This window comes from Kluyvera intermedia, from assembly GCF_034424175.1.
Classification (GTDB): domain Bacteria; phylum Pseudomonadota; class Gammaproteobacteria; order Enterobacterales; family Enterobacteriaceae; genus Kluyvera; species Kluyvera intermedia.
On sequence record NZ_CP139986.1, the window covers coordinates 4,243,144 to 4,262,117 of the forward strand.

Annotated in this window: 16 protein-coding genes and 3 tRNA genes; 2 read left to right on the forward strand and 17 right to left on the reverse strand. The window is 53.9% G+C overall.

Going from position 1 to position 18,974, the window contains the following annotated elements; translation table 11 throughout:
- Positions 1-81: 81 nt before the first annotated feature.
- The 13 genes from rnr to nnr all read right to left on the reverse strand — a co-directional run bounded on the left by rnr (position 82) and on the right by nnr (position 15,347).
- Positions 82-2,604, reverse strand: a complete 2,523-nt coding sequence (gene rnr, locus U0026_RS20435; RefSeq protein WP_062776034.1) for a ribonuclease R — start codon at positions 2,602-2,604, stop codon at positions 82-84.
- Between the two features lie 41 nt (positions 2,605-2,645).
- Positions 2,646-3,071, reverse strand: a complete 426-nt coding sequence (gene nsrR, locus U0026_RS20440; protein WP_062776033.1) for a nitric oxide-sensing transcriptional repressor NsrR — start codon at positions 3,069-3,071, stop codon at positions 2,646-2,648.
- Between the two features lie 227 nt (positions 3,072-3,298).
- Positions 3,299-4,597 (reverse strand): adenylosuccinate synthase, encoded by a 1,299-nt coding sequence (purA, locus tag U0026_RS20445; protein ID WP_062776122.1) that lies wholly within the window; start codon positions 4,595-4,597, stop codon positions 3,299-3,301.
- 101 nt (positions 4,598-4,698) lie between these two features.
- Positions 4,699-4,896 (reverse strand): DUF2065 domain-containing protein, encoded by a 198-nt coding sequence (locus U0026_RS20450; RefSeq protein ID WP_062776031.1) that lies wholly within the window; start codon positions 4,894-4,896, stop codon positions 4,699-4,701.
- A 71-nt stretch (positions 4,897-4,967) separates the two neighbouring features.
- Positions 4,968-5,972: a protease modulator HflC gene (gene hflC, locus U0026_RS20455; RefSeq protein ID WP_062776030.1), complete on the reverse strand. Its 1,005-nt coding sequence runs from the start codon at positions 5,970-5,972 to the stop codon at positions 4,968-4,970.
- A 2-nt stretch (positions 5,973-5,974) separates the two neighbouring features.
- On the reverse strand, positions 5,975-7,237 hold the full coding sequence (gene hflK / locus U0026_RS20460) for an FtsH protease activity modulator HflK (RefSeq protein ID WP_062776028.1): 1,263 nt from the start codon (positions 7,235-7,237) through the stop codon (positions 5,975-5,977).
- 157 nt (positions 7,238-7,394) lie between these two features.
- Complete coding sequence (hflX, locus tag U0026_RS20465; protein ID WP_062776026.1) at positions 7,395-8,675, reverse strand: ribosome rescue GTPase HflX; 1,281 nt, start codon at positions 8,673-8,675, stop codon at positions 7,395-7,397.
- Positions 8,676-8,750: 75 nt separating this feature from the next.
- The gene (gene hfq / locus U0026_RS20470) at positions 8,751-9,056 is read right to left on the reverse strand and encodes an RNA chaperone Hfq (RefSeq protein WP_062776024.1); all 306 of its coding nucleotides are present in this window, start codon (positions 9,054-9,056) and stop codon (positions 8,751-8,753) included.
- A 123-nt stretch (positions 9,057-9,179) separates the two neighbouring features.
- Complete coding sequence (miaA, locus tag U0026_RS20475; protein WP_062776023.1) at positions 9,180-10,130, reverse strand: tRNA (adenosine(37)-N6)-dimethylallyltransferase MiaA; 951 nt, start codon at positions 10,128-10,130, stop codon at positions 9,180-9,182.
- Complete coding sequence (gene mutL, locus U0026_RS20480; protein ID WP_062776021.1) at positions 10,123-11,982, reverse strand: DNA mismatch repair endonuclease MutL; 1,860 nt, start codon at positions 11,980-11,982, stop codon at positions 10,123-10,125. The genes miaA and mutL overlap by 8 nt, the downstream gene beginning before the upstream one ends.
- Positions 11,983-11,991: 9 nt before the next feature.
- A complete protein-coding gene (gene amiB / locus U0026_RS20485; protein WP_062776018.1) occupies positions 11,992-13,350 on the reverse strand; it encodes an N-acetylmuramoyl-L-alanine amidase AmiB in 1,359 nt (452 codons plus the stop codon).
- Positions 13,351-13,366: 16 nt separating this feature from the next.
- A complete protein-coding gene (gene tsaE, locus U0026_RS20490; RefSeq protein ID WP_062776016.1) occupies positions 13,367-13,828 on the reverse strand; it encodes a tRNA (adenosine(37)-N6)-threonylcarbamoyltransferase complex ATPase subunit type 1 TsaE in 462 nt (153 codons plus the stop codon).
- Positions 13,821-15,347, reverse strand: coding sequence for a bifunctional ADP-dependent NAD(P)H-hydrate dehydratase/NAD(P)H-hydrate epimerase (nnr, locus tag U0026_RS20495; RefSeq protein ID WP_062776014.1), 1,527 nt, complete (start codon positions 15,345-15,347; stop codon positions 13,821-13,823). Before nnr ends, tsaE begins: the two co-directional genes overlap by 8 nt.
- Here nnr and queG point away from each other — a divergent pair.
- Positions 15,346-16,485: a tRNA epoxyqueuosine(34) reductase QueG gene (gene queG, locus U0026_RS20500; RefSeq protein WP_062776012.1), complete on the forward strand. Its 1,140-nt coding sequence runs from the start codon at positions 15,346-15,348 to the stop codon at positions 16,483-16,485. The two genes, nnr and queG, sit on opposite strands and share 2 nt — an antisense overlap.
- A gap of 270 nt (positions 16,486-16,755) precedes the next feature.
- On the opposite strand, the gene U0026_RS20505 is transcribed toward queG, so the two are convergent.
- The 4 genes from U0026_RS20505 to orn all read right to left on the reverse strand — a co-directional run bounded on the left by U0026_RS20505 (position 16,756) and on the right by orn (position 17,777).
- A tRNA-Gly gene (locus tag U0026_RS20505) sits at positions 16,756-16,831 on the reverse strand.
- A gap of 34 nt (positions 16,832-16,865) precedes the next feature.
- A tRNA-Gly gene (locus tag U0026_RS20510) sits at positions 16,866-16,941 on the reverse strand.
- 34 nt (positions 16,942-16,975) lie between these two features.
- A tRNA-Gly gene (locus U0026_RS20515) sits at positions 16,976-17,051 on the reverse strand.
- Positions 17,052-17,231: 180 nt separating this feature from the next.
- Positions 17,232-17,777: an oligoribonuclease gene (orn, locus tag U0026_RS20520; RefSeq protein WP_062776010.1), complete on the reverse strand. Its 546-nt coding sequence runs from the start codon at positions 17,775-17,777 to the stop codon at positions 17,232-17,234.
- Between the two features lie 116 nt (positions 17,778-17,893).
- On the opposite strand from orn, the gene rsgA reads away from it, so the two are divergent.
- On the forward strand, positions 17,894-18,949 hold the full coding sequence (rsgA, locus tag U0026_RS20525; protein ID WP_062776008.1) for a small ribosomal subunit biogenesis GTPase RsgA: 1,056 nt from the start codon (positions 17,894-17,896) through the stop codon (positions 18,947-18,949).
- Positions 18,950-18,974: the final 25 nt, after the last annotated feature.

Consider the following 18,974-nt stretch of genomic DNA (forward strand, 5'->3'; position numbering starts at 1 on the left):
ATTCACTCGTTACTTGTGTATTCGGGATTGCCCTTATTTCCCGCTTCCATACAGGAAGCGGGAGGTGGGGATCACAATAGTTTACTCAGTCGGTTTCTTTTTTGCAGCACGCTTCGCTTTAGTCGCGGCAGCAATTTTCTGTGACTTCGCCGATGGCTTTTTGGCTTTTTTCGCACCGGTTTTGTCAGAAGCCGGTTTCGCTTTACCTTGCTCAGTTGCCTGATTCGGGTTGGCTTTGCCATTCTTCGCGGACGAATTCGGGTTAGCTTTCGCTTTACCTTTCTTCTCGCCGCGGAAGGCGCTGTCCGGCTCAAAGTTGGTGCGTTTGCCCGCCTGGCGACGACGACTCGCGCTCGGCTTACCGCCGCTGCCTTTCTTCGCTTTCTCGCGTTCGGTCTTACCGACGTTACGCGGGCCACGCTCGCTGGAAATCAGTGAGAAGTCGATTTTACGCTCGTCCATGTTGACCGCTTCAACGCGAACTTCAACACGGTCGCCGAGGCGATAGGTCTGACCGCCGGATTCGCCAATCAGACGCTGACCAATCTGGTCAAAGCGATAGTAGTCGTTATCCAGCGAAGAAACGTGCACCAGGCCATCGATAAACAACTCATCCAGACGAACGAAGAAGCCAAAGCCGGTGACACTGGCGATAACGCCATTAAAGACGTTGCCCACCTGATCCTGCATAAAGTCGCATTTCAACCAGTCGGAAACGTCGCGTGTGGCCTCATCGGCACGGCGTTCAGCCATTGAACAGTGCTGACCAAGTTGCAGCATCTCTTCCAGCGAGTAATGGTAGCCGCCAGTTTCAGTGCTGTTACCTTGGTGCCCCTGCTCTTTCGCCAACAGATACTTAATGGCGCGGTGCAGCGAGAGGTCAGGATAACGACGGATTGGTGACGTAAAGTGCGCATAAGATTGCAGCGCCAGGCCGAAGTGACCGCGGTTTTCCGGATCGTAAATCGCCTGCTTCATCGAGCGCAGCAGCATGGTTTGCAGCATTTCCGCATCTGGACGGCCAGCGACAGATTCCAGCAGCTCCGCATAATCACGCGGCTCCGGTTTGTTGCCGCCAGGCAGTTCCAGCCCTAATTCCGACAGCACCGAACGGAAAGCGGTAATGGCTTCGGTTGTTGGTTTGTCGTGAATACGGAACAGCGCAGGCTCTTTGGCTTTCTCAACGAAACGTGCCGCCGAGATGTTGGCCAGGATCATGCACTCTTCAATCAGCTTGTGCGCATCGTTACGCTGAGTCTGCTCGATTCGTTCAATGCGGCGGTCGGCGTTGAAGATAAACTTCGCCTCTTCGCTTTCAAACGAGATGCCGCCACGCTCAGCACGCGCTTCATCCAACACTTTGTAGAGGTTATGCAGCTCTTCAATGTGTTTAACCAGCGGCGCATACTGTTCACGCAGCTCCTGGTCGCCTTGCAACATATGCCAGACCTTGGTGTAGGTCAGACGCGCATGCGAACTCATCACCGCTTCGTAGAATTTGAAACCGGTTAAGCGCCCTTTCGTCGAGATAGTCATTTCACAGACCATACACAGACGGTCAACCTGCGGGTTCAGGGAACACAGGCCGTTAGAGAGCACTTCCGGCAGCATCGGGACAACCTGCGTTGGGAAGTACACGGAAGTCCCGCGATTACGGGCTTCGCCATCCAGCGGAGTCGGCGGACGGACGTAATAACTGACGTCAGCAATCGCAACCCACAGACGCCAGCCGCCACCGCGTTTTTTCTCGCAGTAGACCGCATCATCAAAGTCGCGGGCATCTTCGCCATCGATAGTTACCAGCGGCAAATCACGCAGGTCAACGCGGCCCACTTTTGCCTCTTCCGGCACCTGCTCTTTCAACCCGGCAACCTGCGCTTCTACCGCTGGCGGCCAGACATAAGGAATCTCATGGGTACGCAGTGCCATCTCAACGGCCATGCCGGTACCCATGTTTTCGCCCAGCACTTCAACGATTTTACCAATCGCTTTGGTGCGACGGGTTGGGCGCTGAGTCAGTTCGACCACCACCACAAAGCCCATACGCGCACCCATCACCGCTTCTGGCGGGATCAGGATGTCGAAGCTCAGACGGCTATCGTCCGGCACCACAAAGCCAACGCCAGCGTCGGTGAAGTAGCGACCGACAATTTGCGCGTTGCGTGGCACCAGTACACGGACAATACGCCCTTCGCGACGACCTTTGCGGTCAGCGCCCAGCGGCTGTGCCAGCACTTCATCGCCGTGCATGCACATTTTCATCTGCTCGCTCGACAGATACAGGTCGTCTTTACGACCTTCCACGCGCAGGAAGCCAAAGCCATCGCGATGGCCGATAACCATGCCTTTAAGCAGGTCAAGACGTTCCGGCAACGCGTAGCACTGGCGGCGGGTAAAGACTAACTGCCCGTCGCGCTCCATGGCGCGCAGGCGACGACGCAGAGCTTCAATTTGCTCTTCGCCTTCAATATTCAACTCAACGGCCAGCTCTTCACGATTTGCCGGTTTTTCGCGTTTTGTTAAGTGTTCAAGGATAAATTCCCGGCTCGGGATAGGGTTGTCGTACTTCTGGGTTTCACGTTCCAGGAAAGGATCTTTTGACATGTCGGTTCCTCCGTCATCATCGCTGCCGGCGGTAGTAATAATTACTCCACCAGCAATAATTTATAAAGCGGTTGATTTTTTTCAACCAAATCGGCCAGTGTGTGGTTATCCAGTTCCTTGAGAAAACTTTGCACGGCTTCAGAAAGTGCCTGTTTCAAACGACAGGCTGGCGTTATGTGGCAGAATTCGCTGCTGCAGTTCACCAGCGTTAACGGTTCTAAATCGCGCACGACATCGCCGACGCGGATCTCTTTTGCAGGTTTACCCAGGCGAATACCACCGTTCTTCCCACGGACTGCCATGACGTATCCGGCACGGCTCAGCTGATTGATGATTTTAACCATATGGTTACGCGACACGCCGTAGACCTCGGTCACCTCCGAGATGCTCGTCATCTTGCCTTCCGGCAGCGACGCCATGTAAATCAGCGCACGTAATCCATAATCGGTAAAACTTGTTAACTGCACATCAACCTCAGGGAAATGGGGAGTAAAAGGTAAGCTTGTTGATATTAATTATATTGATGATAAACCAGCCAGCGTCTGAGCCGCTAATTTATTTCATGACGGGAAGGAAAAAAGCGAAGAGATAACGCACGATTAAGCCGGATGGCGACGCTTTGCGTCTTATCCGGCCTACAGAATGAGTAGGCCTGATAAGCGCAGCACCATCAGGCGCCGCGCCCTGACCATAATTATGCGTCGAACGGGTCGCGCAGGATCATGGTTTCAGTACGGTCTGGGCCAGTTGAAATAATATCAATCGGCACGCCGGTCAGTTCTTCAATACGCTGAATGTAGTCCAGTGCTGCCTGTGGCAGACCGCTACGTTCCTTCACGCCAAAGGTGGTTTCAGACCAACCCGGCATGGTTTCATAGATTGGTTCAATACCTTCCCAATCATCTGCTGCCAGCGGAGTGGTAGTCACTTCACGACCATCCGGCATACGGTAAGCAACACAGACTTTCACTTCTTTCAAGCCGTCCAGAACGTCCAGCTTGGTCAGGCAGAAGCCAGACAGGGAGTTAATCTGTACCGCGCGACGTACGGCAACGGCGTCAAGCCAGCCGGTACGACGACGACGACCGGTAGTTGCACCGAATTCGTTACCCTGTTTGCACAGGAACTCACCGGTTTCATCAAACAATTCGGTCGGGAATGGACCAGCACCCACGCGAGTGGAGTACGCTTTGATGATACCCAGTACGTAGTCAACATAGCGCGGGCCAAGGCCTGAACCGGTTGCTACGCCACCTGCGGTGGTGTTAGAAGAGGTCACGTACGGATAGGTACCGTGGTCGATATCCAGCAGCGTACCCTGTGCGCCTTCGAACATCACGAAGTCACCGCGTTTACGTGCCTGATCCAGCAGGTCAGAAACGTCTACCACCATACCGGTCAGGATGTCGGCAACCGCCATCACATCGTCCAGCACTTTCTGGTAGTCAACCGCTTCAACTTTGTAATAGTTCACCAGCTGGAAGTTGTGATATTCCATCACATCTTTCAGTTTTTCGGCGAAGGTTTCTTTGTCGAAGAGATCACCCACACGCAGACCGCGGCGAGCAACTTTATCTTCATAAGCAGGACCGATACCACGACCGGTGGTGCCGATAGCTTTGGAACCGCGCGCTTTTTCGCGAGCGCCATCCAGAGCGACGTGATAATCGAGGATTAACGGGCAGGCTTCGGAGAGCAGCAGACGCTCACGAACCGGGATACCACGGTCTTCCAGGCCTTTCATCTCTTTCATCAGCGCAGCAGGAGACAGCACAACACCGTTACCGATGATGCTAGTCACATTCTCACGAAGAATACCTGATGGAATAAGATGGAGGACGGTTTTCTCACCGTTGATTACGAGAGTATGGCCTGCGTTATGGCCACCCTGATAGCGAACAACATATTTTGCACGCTCAGTCAGAAGATCGACGATCTTCCCTTTACCTTCGTCACCCCATTGGGTGCCCAGCACGACGACGTTGTTACCCATTTTAAAAATTACCGGTTGCTTAAAAATGGATTCTACCATCGCTTTTTCAGATATACAGCACTTTTTACCCACAAAATAGCGTCTGTATGCTCTTTTTTTAATCAGCCAACCGTTTTCGTCAACATGTAGTAGATGACGATGCCAGCAACCACAAGACCCCCGCCAAATCGCCGTAATATCGTATCCGGTAATTGCGTCATCGTAGAGATCATCTTGCGCCAGGCTTTCGGATACAGCATTGGCCCCAGGCCCTCAAGCACCAAAACCAGCGCAAGCGCCAGCAGGATTGTCGAATTCATTATTCATCACTCTTATAAAAAAACCACCGACTCCCGGAAGAGGCGGTGGTTTTGTTCACGCGTCAGCGCAATTAACGCGTCGCGTTACCTGGCGTCTTCATGTAGCGGAAGAAGTCGCTATCCGGGCTCAGCACCATCACGTCCTGGTTGCCGCTGAAGCTCGCTTCATAGGCACGCAGGCTACGGATAAAGGCATAGAAGTCTGGATCCTGGCTGAACGCATCAGCGAACAGTTTCGCCGCTTCTGCATCGCCTTCACCGCGCATAATACGTCCCTGACGTTCTGATTCTGCCAGCGTCTTCGTCACTTCATAGTCAGCGGTAGCGCGCAGTTTTTCTGCCTCTTCCTGACCTTGTGAACGGTGACGACGGGCAACGGCTTCACGCTCAGCACGCATACGGTTGTAAATCGCTTCTGAAACCTCAGCAGGCAGGTTGATCTGCTTGATACGCACATCGACCACTTCAATCCCTAACGCCGCCATACTGTTCGGGTTAATGGTTGGCCCCTTGATGTTAGCCTGCTGCTCAACGCGCTCTGCGGCTTCCGCAATGGCGCTGTCAGCGGCTGGCGTGGAGACTTCATCCTCGGTACCCGCAGAACCGGAGTTCAGAGCATCGCGGACTTCCAGCGTTAAGCGACCACGGGAGTCGGTAACGATGTCTTTCACGTCCAGGCGACCAATCTCAGAACGCAGACGGTCAGAGAACTTACGTTTCAGCAGGACTTCGGCCTGGGAGACGTCGCCGCCGCCGGTTGCCAGGAAGTAACGGCTGAAATCGCTGATACGCCACTTAATGTAAGAGTCGACGATCAGGTCTTTCTTCTCTTTGGTCACGAAGCGATCGGCCTGGTTATCCATAGTCTGGATACGGGCATCAAGCATTTTTACCGATTGAATAAACGGAACCTTAAAGTGCAGGCCCGGCTCATAAATCAACGGCTTCTTGTCACCATCACGCACGACGCTGCTGAACTGGAACTTAATTCCGCGCTCGCCTTCTTTAACAACGAAGATAGAGGTGTAAAGCACTACCAGCGCAATGATGATAATCGCGATAACTGACTTACGCATCGTTATTCCCCCTGACGCTGGTAATCGTTACGCTGCGCGTTAGCGCGGCGTTGGTCCATGATATTGCCCTGACTGGCAGACGGCGTGTTACTTGCGCTGCTGCTGGAAGAGGACGCTGGCGGCAGGCGCAACAGGTTGTTGGCACCACTGCTATCGCTCTTTGCCGCTGGGGCATTACCGCCTTTCAGCATCTGATCCAACGGCAGAACCATCAGGTTGCCATTCTTGTTGTCGCTAACCAGCACTTTGCGGGTATGGCTAAGTACTTTTTCCATGGTCTCGATATACAGACGCTCGCGCGTAATCTGCGGTGCAGCTTTATATTCCGGCAGGAGCTTAGCAAAACGAGCAACCTCACCCTGCGCTTCCAGTACGGTCTGAGTCTTATACGCACGCGCTTCTTCCAGAATACGCTGCGCCTGACCGTTTGCACGTGGCTGCACTTCGTTGGTATACGCTTCCGCTTCGCGGATGTACTGCTGCTCGTTCTCACGCGCGGCAATCGCATCATCAAACGCAGCCTTCACCTCTTCCGGCGGACGAGCAGCCTGGAAGTTGACGTCCAGCAGGGTGATACCCATGTTGTATGGACGAATGGTCTCTTCCAGCTCACGCTGGGTATCGCTACGAATAACGGTACGACCTTCGGTCAGGATACGATCCATGGTGTATTTACCGATTACGCCACGCAGGGCGCTGTCGGTTGCCTGACGCAGGCTGTCGTCAGCACTGGTCACGCTAAACAGATAACGACGAGGATCGGTAATACGGTACTGCACGTTCATTTCAACGCGCACGACGTTTTCGTCGGAGGTCAGCATCACACCGGAAGCTGCCAGTTCGCGAACCGCTTCAACGTTCACCGGAGTGACTTCGTCAATAAAGGTTGGCTTCCAGTTCAGGCCCGGTTCAACCAAATGGCTGAACTGACCAAAACGGGTGACAACACCGCGCTCGGCTTCTTTGATGGTATAGAAACCGCTGGCCGCCCAGATAACGACCACGGCTGCAGCTGCGATACCGACAATACGACCGCCCATCGGAGCACGAGGCCCCTGAGACGAGTTACCGCCGCCGGAGCCGCCTTTACCGCCCCCAAAACCACCAAGCTTTTTGCTCAGTTTACGGAAGATATCATCCAAATCCGGTGGCCCCTGATCGCGACCGCCTTTATTTCCATTTCCCCCGGAGTTGCCGCCTTGATTATTGCTGCTCCCCCACGGGTCGCGGTCTTGTCCGTTATTACCGGGCTGATTCCACGCCATGTTTATGCTCCATATTTGTTATGCGGTGATATACCTTTTCCCAGTTCAGATCTTTTCGCTGTTAACCGCGACTCCATCCTGGTTGTCGCCGTCGCGTTGAGGCGACCTGAACCGCTGGGTGCCCAAAGGGCTAATTTTTTTCAGGCAAGCTGCACTATCAGACGACGTAGTCTGCCAGTGTTGGTTCTTGTTTACAGAGGCGACGCCAGTCGACAATCGGCATACGAACCTGCAAATTGACGCAGCCGTCATCCTCCATCCACTCTTTTTCGATTGCCTGAAGCTGATAAAAGCGACTACGCAAACGCCCTTCCTGCGGAGGTAAACGCAGCGTATGCTGCGCGACTTCACCGGAGAGCAGTTCCGTTAACGCCTGAAAAAGGAGTGGTACGCCTACCCCGGTGTGAGCAGACAGCCACACCCGGATAGGTTTGTTCTCTTCGTCCCTGTCGATACGGGGTTCAAACTCATCGAGCATATCGATTTTGTTCATCACCAGCAGGGTTGGAATCTCGTGCGCGTCGATCTCTTCAAGAACGGTATCAACCGCATCGATATTTTCCTGTACGCGAACGTCCGCAGCATCGATCACGTGGAGCAACAGCGTCGCTTCACGGGTTTCCTGCAACGTGGCTTTAAACGCCGCCACCAGGTCATGAGGCAGGTGGCGAATAAAACCAACGGTATCGGCTAATACCGTTTCACCGACATCCGCAACATCAATACGACGCAGGGTCGGATCGAGAGTTGCGAACAGCTGATCGGCGGCATACACCTCCGACTCAGTCAGGTGGTTAAACAACGTTGATTTACCGGCGTTGGTGTATCCCACCAGCGATACCGTCGGCACATCAGCCTTGACGCGCGCACGACGTCCCTGCTCACGCTGTTTGGCAACTCTCTCAATGCGCGAGAGAATTTGCATAATACGATTACGCAGTAAACGACGGTCAGTTTCGAGCTGGGTTTCACCCGGACCACGCAAACCGATACCGCCTTTTTGTCTTTCAAGGTGCGTCCAGCCGCGTACCAGGCGTGTTGCCAGGTGGCGTAGCTGTGCGAGCTCAACCTGCAGCTTACCTTCATGGGTACGCGCACGTTGGGCAAAAATATCTAAAATCAGACCCGTACGGTCAATAACCCGACATTCACACAAACGTTCAAGATTACGTTCCTGCGCGGGGCTAAGTGCATGATCAAACAGCACAACGGAAGCGCCTGTCGCTTTTACGGCTTCCGCAATTTCGACAGCCTTACCTTCACCAACAAAATACTTTGGGTGCGGGGCTTTACGGCTACCAGTAATCACCTGCAATGCTTCGACGCCGGCAGAAGAGACCAGAGATTCAAACTCCTGGAGGTCTTCCATGTCTTTGTCTTGCGTAAAATAGATGTGTACCAGCACCGCCTGCTCACCGGCATCATAACGGTCAAACAAGCGTTATATCTCCTGAAATACCAGCGGGGAACCTTAGTAATTCGGCTCCCCGACTTGGATTAACAGCCTTCAACCTTACTCGGTTTCTTCGCTGTCTTGCGGCGCAGAACCCTGCGCGGTGCCACCGTGGTGGTAGTTGCTACCTGTGCCGCCGCCAGCATTGTTGCTGTGATGAGAAACCGGACGTGACGGAACAACGGTAGAAATTGCGTGCTTATAGACCATCTGGCTGACCGTGTTTTTCAACAGGATCACAAACTGATCGAAAGACTCAATTTGACCTTGCAGCTTAATACCATTCACCAAATAAATAGAAACTGGAACTCGTTCCCGACGCAATGCGTTCAGGAACGGATCTTGTAATGATTGCCCCTTAGCCATTCTCTCTTTTCCTTATATGCTTATTTGTACTTATACACTTCGTCATTCAGGCAACGCCTGAGCGATTTGCGTATGAACCTTACGATTCGAAAATTGCGCACGATACGACTCAATTGTACACATTCAATGAGTACTAGCACCCACTACCTGCATAACCTGGCTAAACGCCTGCTCTGGCTGCTCACTATCTAACCAATGAACGCCTTCCCAACCGCGTAACCACGTCACCTGGCGCTTCGCTAGCTGTCTCGTGGCACAAACTCCTCTATAAACCATTTCATCATATGAAATCTCGCCTTCAAGGTAAGACCACATCTGGCGGTATCCCACACAACGAATGGAAGGCATGTCCGTATGCAAATCTCCGCGAGCAAATAGCGCTCGCACTTCTGCTTCAAAACCTGAAGCTAACATCTGATGAAAACGCTGCTCAATGCGCTGATGGAGCAGTTCACGGCTCGCCGGGGCGATGGCGAACTGATGCACCTTATAGGGCAGAGCGTCTCCTGACGTTTGTGTCAGCTCCGTTAAAGTTTTACCCGAAATGAAAAAAACTTCCAGTGCTCGGGAAAGTCTTTGCGGATCATTTGGATGAATACGCTCAGCGGCAACAGGATCTATCTCCCGTAACTGCTGATGTAGCGCAACCCATCCTTGCTCTGCCGCCTGCTGTTCAATCCGCGCCCGGACTTCCGGGTCGGCTGAAGGCAGCGGTGATAAACCTTCAAGCAACGCCTTGAAATATAACATTGTGCCACCGACCAGCAGGGGAATTTTCCCAGCTGCGGTGATCTCCGCCATCTGCGCTAAGGCATCACGACGAAAATCCGCCGCCGAATAGGCCTGCGACGGATCGAGAATATCCAATAATCGATGCGGGGCGGCTTGTAACTCTTCCTCGCAAGGCTTGGCAGTGCCGATATCCATCCCTTGATAAATAAGGGCTGAATCAACACTAATCAACTCAACTGGCAAAACTTTACGTAATTCAATTGCCAACGCTGTTTTGCCCGAAGCCGTGGGCCCCATTAAAAAAATTGCCTTAGGCAGGCTCGCCTCGGTTACATCACTCATTTCTCAGGGCATTCATCGCAGAATCTAAATCAACAGGTTGTAACAGACCACCTGGTGGGGATTTGACAAGCTGCGGGCAAAGACGTTCAACATCCGCCAGCATGCCAATCGCCTGTGCCGTGTTCCACTGGGCATGATCGCTCGCCAGATTGCGGGCCAACCACTGCGCAATGTTCCCGGCATCGACATGACTTTGTCCCACTAAGTAGCCTATCAGTTCAGGAATCAAGATTTGTAAATTTTGTTGTCGTAAGGGTAAAGGCACCGCGCGGACAGTGACGTGCTGCCCTTCCAACAGGATTTCAATACCCAGTTGGCTTAGCGTCGCTTGCGCGTCTTTCAGCGTCTTACGTTCATCTTCGCGGGCCTTAAGGCGCAGCGGAATCAACAACGGCTGGGCGCAAATCGTCGCGTCCCCCGGCGTTAGCTGCGCTTGACGCAACCAGCGTTCCGCCACGGGCAACGCCAATATGCTCAGCTTCCCGTTACGTTCAAGCAACGCGCAGGTGTCAGCCATAATCGCTAACACACGCCCAAAGCTCTGGCTATGCCCCACCAGATTATCCGCCTCTGGCTGCGCGGGCTCCGGTCGACCGTCTGGCGTATCCAGCAGTTGGCGATAAAGCGCGCCTTGCTGCTTTTGATAACCAGGCTGTGCGTTCGGCCAACTTGCTCCGCCGCTATTACCGGCTCGCGAGCTTGCGCCACCGGTTGATGATTGATAACGGGGAGTTTCTGGTTCACGGGCTACCGCAGGTTCAGCAAACTGGTTGCGACCGGCAGCGATGCGGTTTTCCGGCAATGCGCGCGGCGCGGGTTCATCCTCGGCCGTCAGCGGCAGCGGCGTATCCAGTTGCTGTTGCAGCACGCTCAGCACGCCCTGGTAGATAAAGTCATGCACCAATCGCGACTGATGGAAACGTACTTCATGCTTTGCCGGATGTACGTTCACATCCACCTGATGTGGATCGATTTCCAGATACAACACGAAGGCCGGCTGCTGATCGGCGCCGAGCTTGTCTTCACAGGCCTGGCGAATCGCGTGGTTAATCAGCCGGTCGCGCATCATGCGTCCGTTCACGTAACAGTACTGAATTTCCGCCAGCGCCGTGGTGGTGTGATTCGGGTCGGCAACCCAACCGCGCAGCGCTAAATCGCCATGCTGCCACTCGATTGCCAGCGCTTGTTCAAGAAACGGCACGCCGCAAATGGCGCCGAGGCGACGATCTTTTGATGCCCCTTCCGCCACCGCCCGGTACTGGCGGATGACTTTACCGTTATGGGTCAGATTGAAGCTCACATCGAAACGCGCCAGCGCAATGCGGCGGATAATCTCATCAATGTGATTAAATTCGGTTTTTTCCGTGCGCATAAACTTACGCCGCGCCGGGGTGTTGTAGAACAGGTCCAGCACTTCCAGCGTCGTCCCGACCGGGTGCGCCGCCGGCTTGACCGTCACCGCTTGATCGCGGCCTTCCGCGTAGGCTTGCCAGGCTTCCTGCTGTTCCGCTGTGCGTGAGGTCAGAGTCAGACGGGCAACTGAGCTGATACTCGCCAGCGCTTCACCGCGAAAACCGAGGCTGACAATCGCCTCAAGGTCGTCGAGCGAAGCAATTTTACTGGTGGCATGACGCGCCAGCGCCAGCGCTAGCTCGTCTTTTTTAATTCCGCAGCCGTTATCACGAATGCGGATAAGCTTGGCCCCACCGCGTTCGATATCAATATCGATGCGGGTAGCGCCCGCATCGAGACTGTTTTCGACCAGCTCTTTCACTACCGATGCAGGACGCTCCACCACTTCACCCGCAGCAATCTGGTTGGCAAGCTGTGGCGGTAAAACCTGAATCGGCATGAATACTCCTTAGTTAACGAGCGTCCTGTTAGATGACGCGGCGCTGGCGGTTTGTGACTGTTCGTCACGAGGGCCGGATTGTATCGGATGCGCCGTAAAATAGTTACGTAAACCGGTATAAATGGCATTAGCAATTTTCTGCTGATAGTCATCGCTGCCCAGCAGGCGCTCTTCGCCGCTGTTACTGATAAAGCCGGTCTCAACCAGGATTGACGGGATATCCGGCGAACGCAGCACGCCAAGGCTGGCATGTTCCGGGCGACGTTTATGCAAATTACCCACCCGTTGCATCTGGCTGATAACACTGGTCGCCACATCATACCCTACGCGCTGGGAATGACCGAATTGCAGATCCAGCACCGCCTGGCTCAGGTAAGGGTCTGCCTGACTGTTCGCCAATACATCTCCCGCCCCGCCCAGCAATTCTGACTGTTTCTCATGCTGCTCAAGCCAACCGGCCATTTCACTGTTGGCCCGACGGTTAGACAGCACCCACACGGAAGCACCGGTTGCATCGCGATTTGGCGCGGCATCGGCATGAATCGACACCAGGAAGTGGGCGTTTTGCTTACGCGCCACGTCAGAGCGTCCCATCACCGAAATAAAGTAGTCGCCATCACGCGTTAATACGCCACGGAACATCGGATCGTCGTTCAACAAGGCCCTGAGCTTACGCGCAATGGCGATGGTGACGTTCTTCTCGCGCGTACCGCCCGGGCCAATCGCACCAGGATCCTGTCCACCGTGACCGGCATCGATAGCAATAATCACTTTATCACCAGGAACGCTGCTCGCGCGCGCTGCCGGACGTGGCGTTGGGTTAACGGTATTGGCAATGGCAGGCTGGCGCTCGCTGGTCACGATACGCCCGCTATTGCTGCTACCGCTAAACGGATTACGCGCAGGCTGGCTTGGCGTTGGCGCAACCACCGGCGTTTCCACCCGCTTTACGACCACAGGGGGCGGCGGTGGAGGTGGCGGCGCATCCGCATTAATGGTGAACACCACGGTATAGCTGGCCCCGTTTTGCTGTTTCACCGCCCGCGTTTTGCCATTTTCCGTTAAGTCGACCACCAGTCGTAACGATTGATCGTCTTTCGGCGTCGCGGAGCGAATACCTTTCACCAGGTTGTTACCGCTAAAGCGCAGCGGCAGCCCTTGAATCACGCCCGTTTGCTTGATATCCAGTACGACGCTACGTTTGTCGTCCTGGCTAAAGTTATATTCCGGATCACCCATAAAGCTGAACGTGATACGCGCCTGCGTTTCACTGTTCGCCACCTGGATGTCAGACAAGCTCGCCGCCATTGCCGGTGTACCCACCAGCATCAGCGCGGCGATTAACCACCCTTTTGCGCGAAAAATCATCCTGCGATCCCTAAAATTAACCGGCAAACCGCGCCAGCAGAGACTCACCTAATGAGGAGACCGCAGCGATGCGCGCCTCACGCCCTTGCGCCTGGTAATCTAAGTGTATTTCGATATCCGGCTCGGGCAGAACACCGGTGCCCTGTTGTGGCCATTCCACCAGGCAAATGGCATCGTTAGCAAAGTAATCGCGGATCCCCATAAATTCGAGCTCCTCAGGATCCGCAAGGCGGTACAAATCAAAGTGGTAGACCATGAGTTCGGCGAGCTGATAAGGCTCCACCAGGGTATAGGTGGGACTTTTGACATTGCCCTTATGGCCCAGCGCCTGTAGGAATCCACGGCTAAAGGTGGTTTTACCCGCGCCTAAATCGCCATACAGATAGATAACCGTTGCGCCGACGCAGGCCTGCGCCACTCGGTTGCCAAGGTCAAGGGTTGCCTGCTCGTCAGCTAAAGGAATCACTCGATTAATCATGGTTTACGTCAATCACATCCGGGTTAACAACACGCCGTAGCGTGGAAAAAAGATCGGTCGCCAGCATACCGCGGGTGCCATAGCGCGCCGCCAGTTCGTCGGCAGCAGCACCGTGGGCGATACACCCCGCGCAGGCTGCATCATACGGCGATAATGCCTGCCCCAGCAATGCGCCAATGATGCCGGAAAGTACATCCCCCATTCCACCACTGGCCATGCCAGCATTTCCGGCATCAATAATACTGTTCACACCGCGTTCATCGGCGACGATCGTCCCTGCGCCTTTCAGCACCACGACGCCGCCGTACCGTTGTACCAGACGCTGTGCAGAAAGTAAGCGATCATTCTCAATTTCCGCCACCTTACAGTTGAGCAGACGCGCGGCCTCTCCGGGATGCGGTGTGATCACGCGATTGTGACGTTTATCCGGATTGATTGCCAGTAGGTTCAGCGCGTCGGCATCCCACAGCGTAGGTTTGCGGAAATTGTCGATTTTACGCAGCGCCTGTTTCCCCCACGCCGCCTGACCGAGGCCTGGGCCAATCACCACCACATCCGCCCATTCCAGGCTTTCATCCAGCGACTGCGGCGTGAGTTCATCGACCATCAGCTCCGGGCGGGCGGTGATTATCGGAACAATATTTTCAACGCGTGTCAGCACTTTCACTAACCCCGCCCCTGCGCGCAGTGCCGCCTCACCTGCCATTCTTATCGCCCCTGCGGTGCCGTGGTCGCCACCAATCACCACCAGCCGACCATGGTCACCTTTATGCGAAGTAGGACGGCGCGGCGTAAACCACTGCGCCAGTTGGGAAGCATCCAGGCGATGAATGTTTGTTGACTGTTGTGACAGCCACGCCTCCAGCCCCAGCGCATGGTGGTGGAGCTGTCCGACCACATCGCGCGCCTTTCCGGTTAATAACCCCGGCTTGAGTGCGATAAAAGTGATGGTGTGATGAGCATGAACAACCGCGCCAGGCGTCGTCCCGGTCTGAGCATTGAGTCCGGACGGAATATCCAGCGCAATAATCGGCGCAGGGAAGTGGTTAGCTTGTTCAATCAGGCTCGCCACGTTCTCGCGCGGCGCATTTTGCAGGCCGGTCCCCAGCAGTCCGTCGATAATTAAATCGGCATCCTGCGGCCATGGAGTCGCTGTTGAGTGAATCACTCCATCAGCGGCAAGCCACGCTTCACGCGCGCTAAGTGCTTCTTGTGGCAACGGTTTATCACTTGCTTGTGCCAGCAACGTCACCCGAATGCCCGCCGCCACTGCCAGGCGAGCGACGACGTAGCCATCGCCACCGTTATTGCCATGACCACACAAAATCAGCCAGTGTCGTGCCGCAGGATATGCCGTGCGCGCTACGTCAAACGCCGCCTGACCCGCGCGCAACATCAGCTCATACAAGGAAATGCCGAGGCTCTGGGCCGCCGTTTTTTCGGCGCGACGCAGTTCGTCCGCAGGCCATATGGAGTGTGGTATACTTTGGGGGATTCTTGTCAATGTATGGTCCGTCATGTCACAGCCCCTCGATCTCAATCAATTAGCGCAACAAATCAAACAATGGGGCACTGAACTCGGTTTTCAGCAGGTCGGTATTACCGATACTGACCTCAGCGAAGCCGAACCCAAACTTCAGGCATGGCTGGATAAACAATACCACGGCGAGATGGATTGGATGGCGCGCCACGGCATGATGCGCGCCCGTCCGCACGAACTACAGCCCGGAACGCTCCGGGTGATTAGCGTTCGCATGAACTATCTTCCCGCCAATGCGGCTTTTGCCCGCACGCTGAAAAACCCCGAACTCGGTTACGTCAGCCGTTATGCCCTTGGGCGTGATTATCATAAGCTGTTGCGTAACCGCCTTAAAAAGCTCGGTGAAATGATTCAGGAACAGTGTGTCTCGCTGAATTTTAGACCGTTTGTCGACTCCGCGCCTATTCTTGAACGTCCTTTAGCTGAAAAAGCTGGAATTGGCTGGACCGGAAAGCACTCACTGATCCTCAACCGCGATGCCGGATCGTTCTTCTTCCTCGGCGAACTGCTGGTGGATATCCCACTGCCTATCGACCAACCGGTGGTCGAAGAGTGTGGGCGCTGCGTGGCCTGCATGACAATTTGCCCCACTGGCGCAATCGTCGAACCGTATACCGTTGACGCACGCCGCTGCATTTCCTACCTGACGATTGAGCTAGAAGGTGCCATCCCGGAAGAATTTCGCCCGCTCATCGGCAACCGAATCTATGGCTGTGACGACTGTCAGCTAATTTGTCCATGGAATCGTTTTTCACAGTTGACCGACGAAGCGGACTTCAGCCCGCGTAAAGCGCTGCATTCGCCAGAACTTATCGAACTGTTCGCCTGGAGCGAAGCTTGGTTTCTGAAAGTGACGGAAGGGTCGGCAATTCGCCGTATTGGTCATTTACGCTGGTTACGCAATATCGCCGTTGCACTGGGTAACGCACCGTGGAGCGAAGCGGCAATTCATGCGTTGGAAAGTCGTAGAGGTGAGTACCCACTACTCGATGAGCACATTGACTGGGCTATTGCGCAGCAAATTGAGCGACGTAACGCCTGTGTGGTTGAAGTGCAGTTGCCGAAGAAACAGCGGCTGGTGAGAGTGGTAGAAAAAGGGTTACCGCGCGACGCGTAAACTATTCACAGCCTGTGAGTAAAAATAAAAACACATTGCGTTTCAACACGCCAAAGTTCGTCAAGCGATCTCGCTAACATTTTGAAATGATATATCGTCTTATATTTCAATAAGATAATTAAACTCGCAAAAATCTTAAAAAAAATAGCATGCTAACAACAGAATGAAAGGCTGTGGATAACTCTGTTTACAAGAGTATTTCAGAAACGAAAAAAACAACCTCAACGAATGATTGCGTTGTGGAAGTATTTTTATTTTGGAAGAAAAATTTGGAGCGGGAAACGAGACTCGAACTCGCGACCCCGACCTTGGCAAGGTCGTGCTCTACCAACTGAGCTATTCCCGCTTGGGTGTGTCTTACTACGACTACTTTCAAATTTTGGAGCGGGAAACGAGACTCGAACTCGCGACCCCGACCTTGGCAAGGTCGTGCTCTACCAACTGAGCTATTCCCGCATTTAGGTGCTTGGTGCTGTACTACTTTCAAATTTGGAGCGGGAAACGAGACTCGAACTCGCGACCCCGACCTTGGCAAGGTCGTGCTCTACCAACTGAGCTATTCCCGCAAAATCTGGCAATTTTTGTTGCTGTCGTAATTCGCATTTCTGCTTCGTTACGGGAGGCGCATTATACGAGAATTCTTTCCCCCTGCAACCCCCCTTGAAGCGATTTTTTAAATTTATCGTTCAAGTGCTGGATAAATCGGCAGATTGACTATTCTATCGCCAATTCATCCCGTTAGCACGTTAAAGCTGAATAAAATGTTCGCGGTAGTAGGCCAGTTCCGCCACTGACTCACGGATATCATCCATCGCCTGGTGGGTGCCCTGTTTTTTGAAGCCAGGTAAAATTTCCGGTTTCCAGCGACGCGCCAGCTCTTTTAAGGTGCTCACGTCCAGATAGCGATAGTGGAAGTAGGATTCCAGCTCCGGCATGTATTTAAACAAGAAGCGACGATCCTGCCCGATGCTGTTCCCGCAAATCGGTGATTTACCTTCTGGCACCCACTTTTTCAGAAACTCCAGCGTCGCCAGTTCGGCTTCACGATCGCCCTGAGTACTGGCCTTCACGCGCTCAACCAGCCCGCTACCGGTATGGGTACGCACGTTCCAGTCATCCATCAGCGCCAATTGGGCATCTGATTGATGGACGGCAATCGTTGGCCCTTCCGCCAGAATATTGAGCTGCGCATCGGTCACCAGCGTGGCAATTTCGATAATGCGATCGTGCTCGGGATTCAGGCCGGTCATCTCCAGATCGATCCAAATCAGGTTGTTTTCATCTGCACTCATGTTATTTTCCACCCTTCTGTCTGACCTGCCGCAACAAGACGCGACGGGTTAACTAGTATTAATTAGCGTGTATCATAGAGGTTTTGCCCAGCACGGGCGACCAGGAGTCAGCACGATTGAGTAAAAATAAACTCTCCAAAGGTCAGCAGCGTCGCGTATCAGCTAACCACCAGCGCCGCTTAACCACCACAAAAGAGAAGCCCGATTTCGACGATAACCTGTTTGGCGAAGCCGCCGAAGGGATCGTCATTAGCCGCTTCGGTATGCACGCCGACGTGGAATCCGCCGATGGCGAAACCCACCGCTGCAATATCCGTCGCACCATTCGCTCACTGGTTACCGGCGACCGCGTCGTCTGGCGTCCAGGTAAAGCTGCCGCGGAAGGCGTAAGAGTCAAAGGTATCGTTGAAGCGGTACACGAACGCAAGTCGGTTCTGACGCGTCCGGACTTTTATGACGGCGTGAAGCCCATCGCTGCCAATATCGATCAAATTGTCATTGTGTCCGCTATTTTGCCAGAGCTGTCGCTGAATATTATCGACCGTTACCTCGTGGCTTGCGAAACGCTCGACGTAGAACCGCTGCTAGTATTGAATAAAATTGACCTGCTTGATGAAGAGGGCATGGCATTCGTCAACGAGCAGATGGATATCTACCGCAATATCGGTTATCGCGTCCTGATGGCTTCCAGCCATACTCAGGATGGCTTAAAGCCACTGGAAGAAGCGCTGACGAACCGAATCAGTATCTTTGCAGGGCAGTCTGGGGTCGGTAAATCCAGCTTGCTCAACGCTCTGCTGGGGCTCTCCGACGACAGCATCCTGACCAACGACGTTTCTAACGTCTCCGGTCTGGGGCAGCACACCACCACGGCGGCGCGTCTGTATCACTTCCCACACGGCGGCGACGTGATTGACTCCCCGGGCGTGCGTGAATTTGGTTTGTGGCACCTTGAGCCGGAACAAGTGACCAATGGATTTGTCGAATTCCATGACTATCTTGGCCTGTGCAAATATCGCGACTGTAAGCACGACAACGATCCCGGCTGCGCCATTCGTGAAGCCGTTGAGAACGGCAAGATTGCTGAATCACGTTTTGAGCATTACCACCACATTCTGGACAGTATGTCGCAGGTAAAAACGCGTAAAAACTTTTCAGATACCGATAAATGAGAACTATGATTTTGCCGACTGACAT

Coding starts and splice junctions, on each gene's coding strand:
- U0026_RS20450 (WP_062776031.1), bottom strand. CDS start 4,896: ATGAATTCGACAATCCTGCTGGCGCTTGCGCTGGTTTTGGTGCTTGAG.
- hflK (WP_062776028.1), bottom strand. CDS start 7,237: ATGGCGTGGAATCAGCCCGGTAATAACGGACAAGACCGCGACCCGTGG.
- amiB (WP_062776018.1), bottom strand. CDS start 13,350: ATGATTTTTCGCGCAAAAGGGTGGTTAATCGCCGCGCTGATGCTGGTG.
- rnr (WP_062776034.1), bottom strand. CDS start 2,604: ATGTCAAAAGATCCTTTCCTGGAACGTGAAACCCAGAAGTACGACAAC.
- orn (WP_062776010.1), bottom strand. CDS start 17,777: ATGAGTGCAGATGAAAACAACCTGATTTGGATCGATCTGGAGATGACC.
- mutL (WP_062776021.1), bottom strand. CDS start 11,982: ATGCCGATTCAGGTTTTACCGCCACAGCTTGCCAACCAGATTGCTGCG.
- queG (WP_062776012.1), top strand. CDS start 15,346: ATGTCACAGCCCCTCGATCTCAATCAATTAGCGCAACAAATCAAACAA.
- hflC (WP_062776030.1), bottom strand. CDS start 5,972: ATGCGTAAGTCAGTTATCGCGATTATCATCATTGCGCTGGTAGTGCTT.
- miaA (WP_062776023.1), bottom strand. CDS start 10,130: ATGAGTGATGTAACCGAGGCGAGCCTGCCTAAGGCAATTTTTTTAATG.
- hfq (WP_062776024.1), bottom strand. CDS start 9,056: ATGGCTAAGGGGCAATCATTACAAGATCCGTTCCTGAACGCATTGCGT.
- purA (WP_062776122.1), bottom strand. CDS start 4,597: ATGGGTAACAACGTCGTCGTGCTGGGCACCCAATGGGGTGACGAAGGT.
- tsaE (WP_062776016.1), bottom strand. CDS start 13,828: ATGATTAATCGAGTGATTCCTTTAGCTGACGAGCAGGCAACCCTTGAC.
- nnr (WP_062776014.1), bottom strand. CDS start 15,347: ATGACGGACCATACATTGACAAGAATCCCCCAAAGTATACCACACTCC.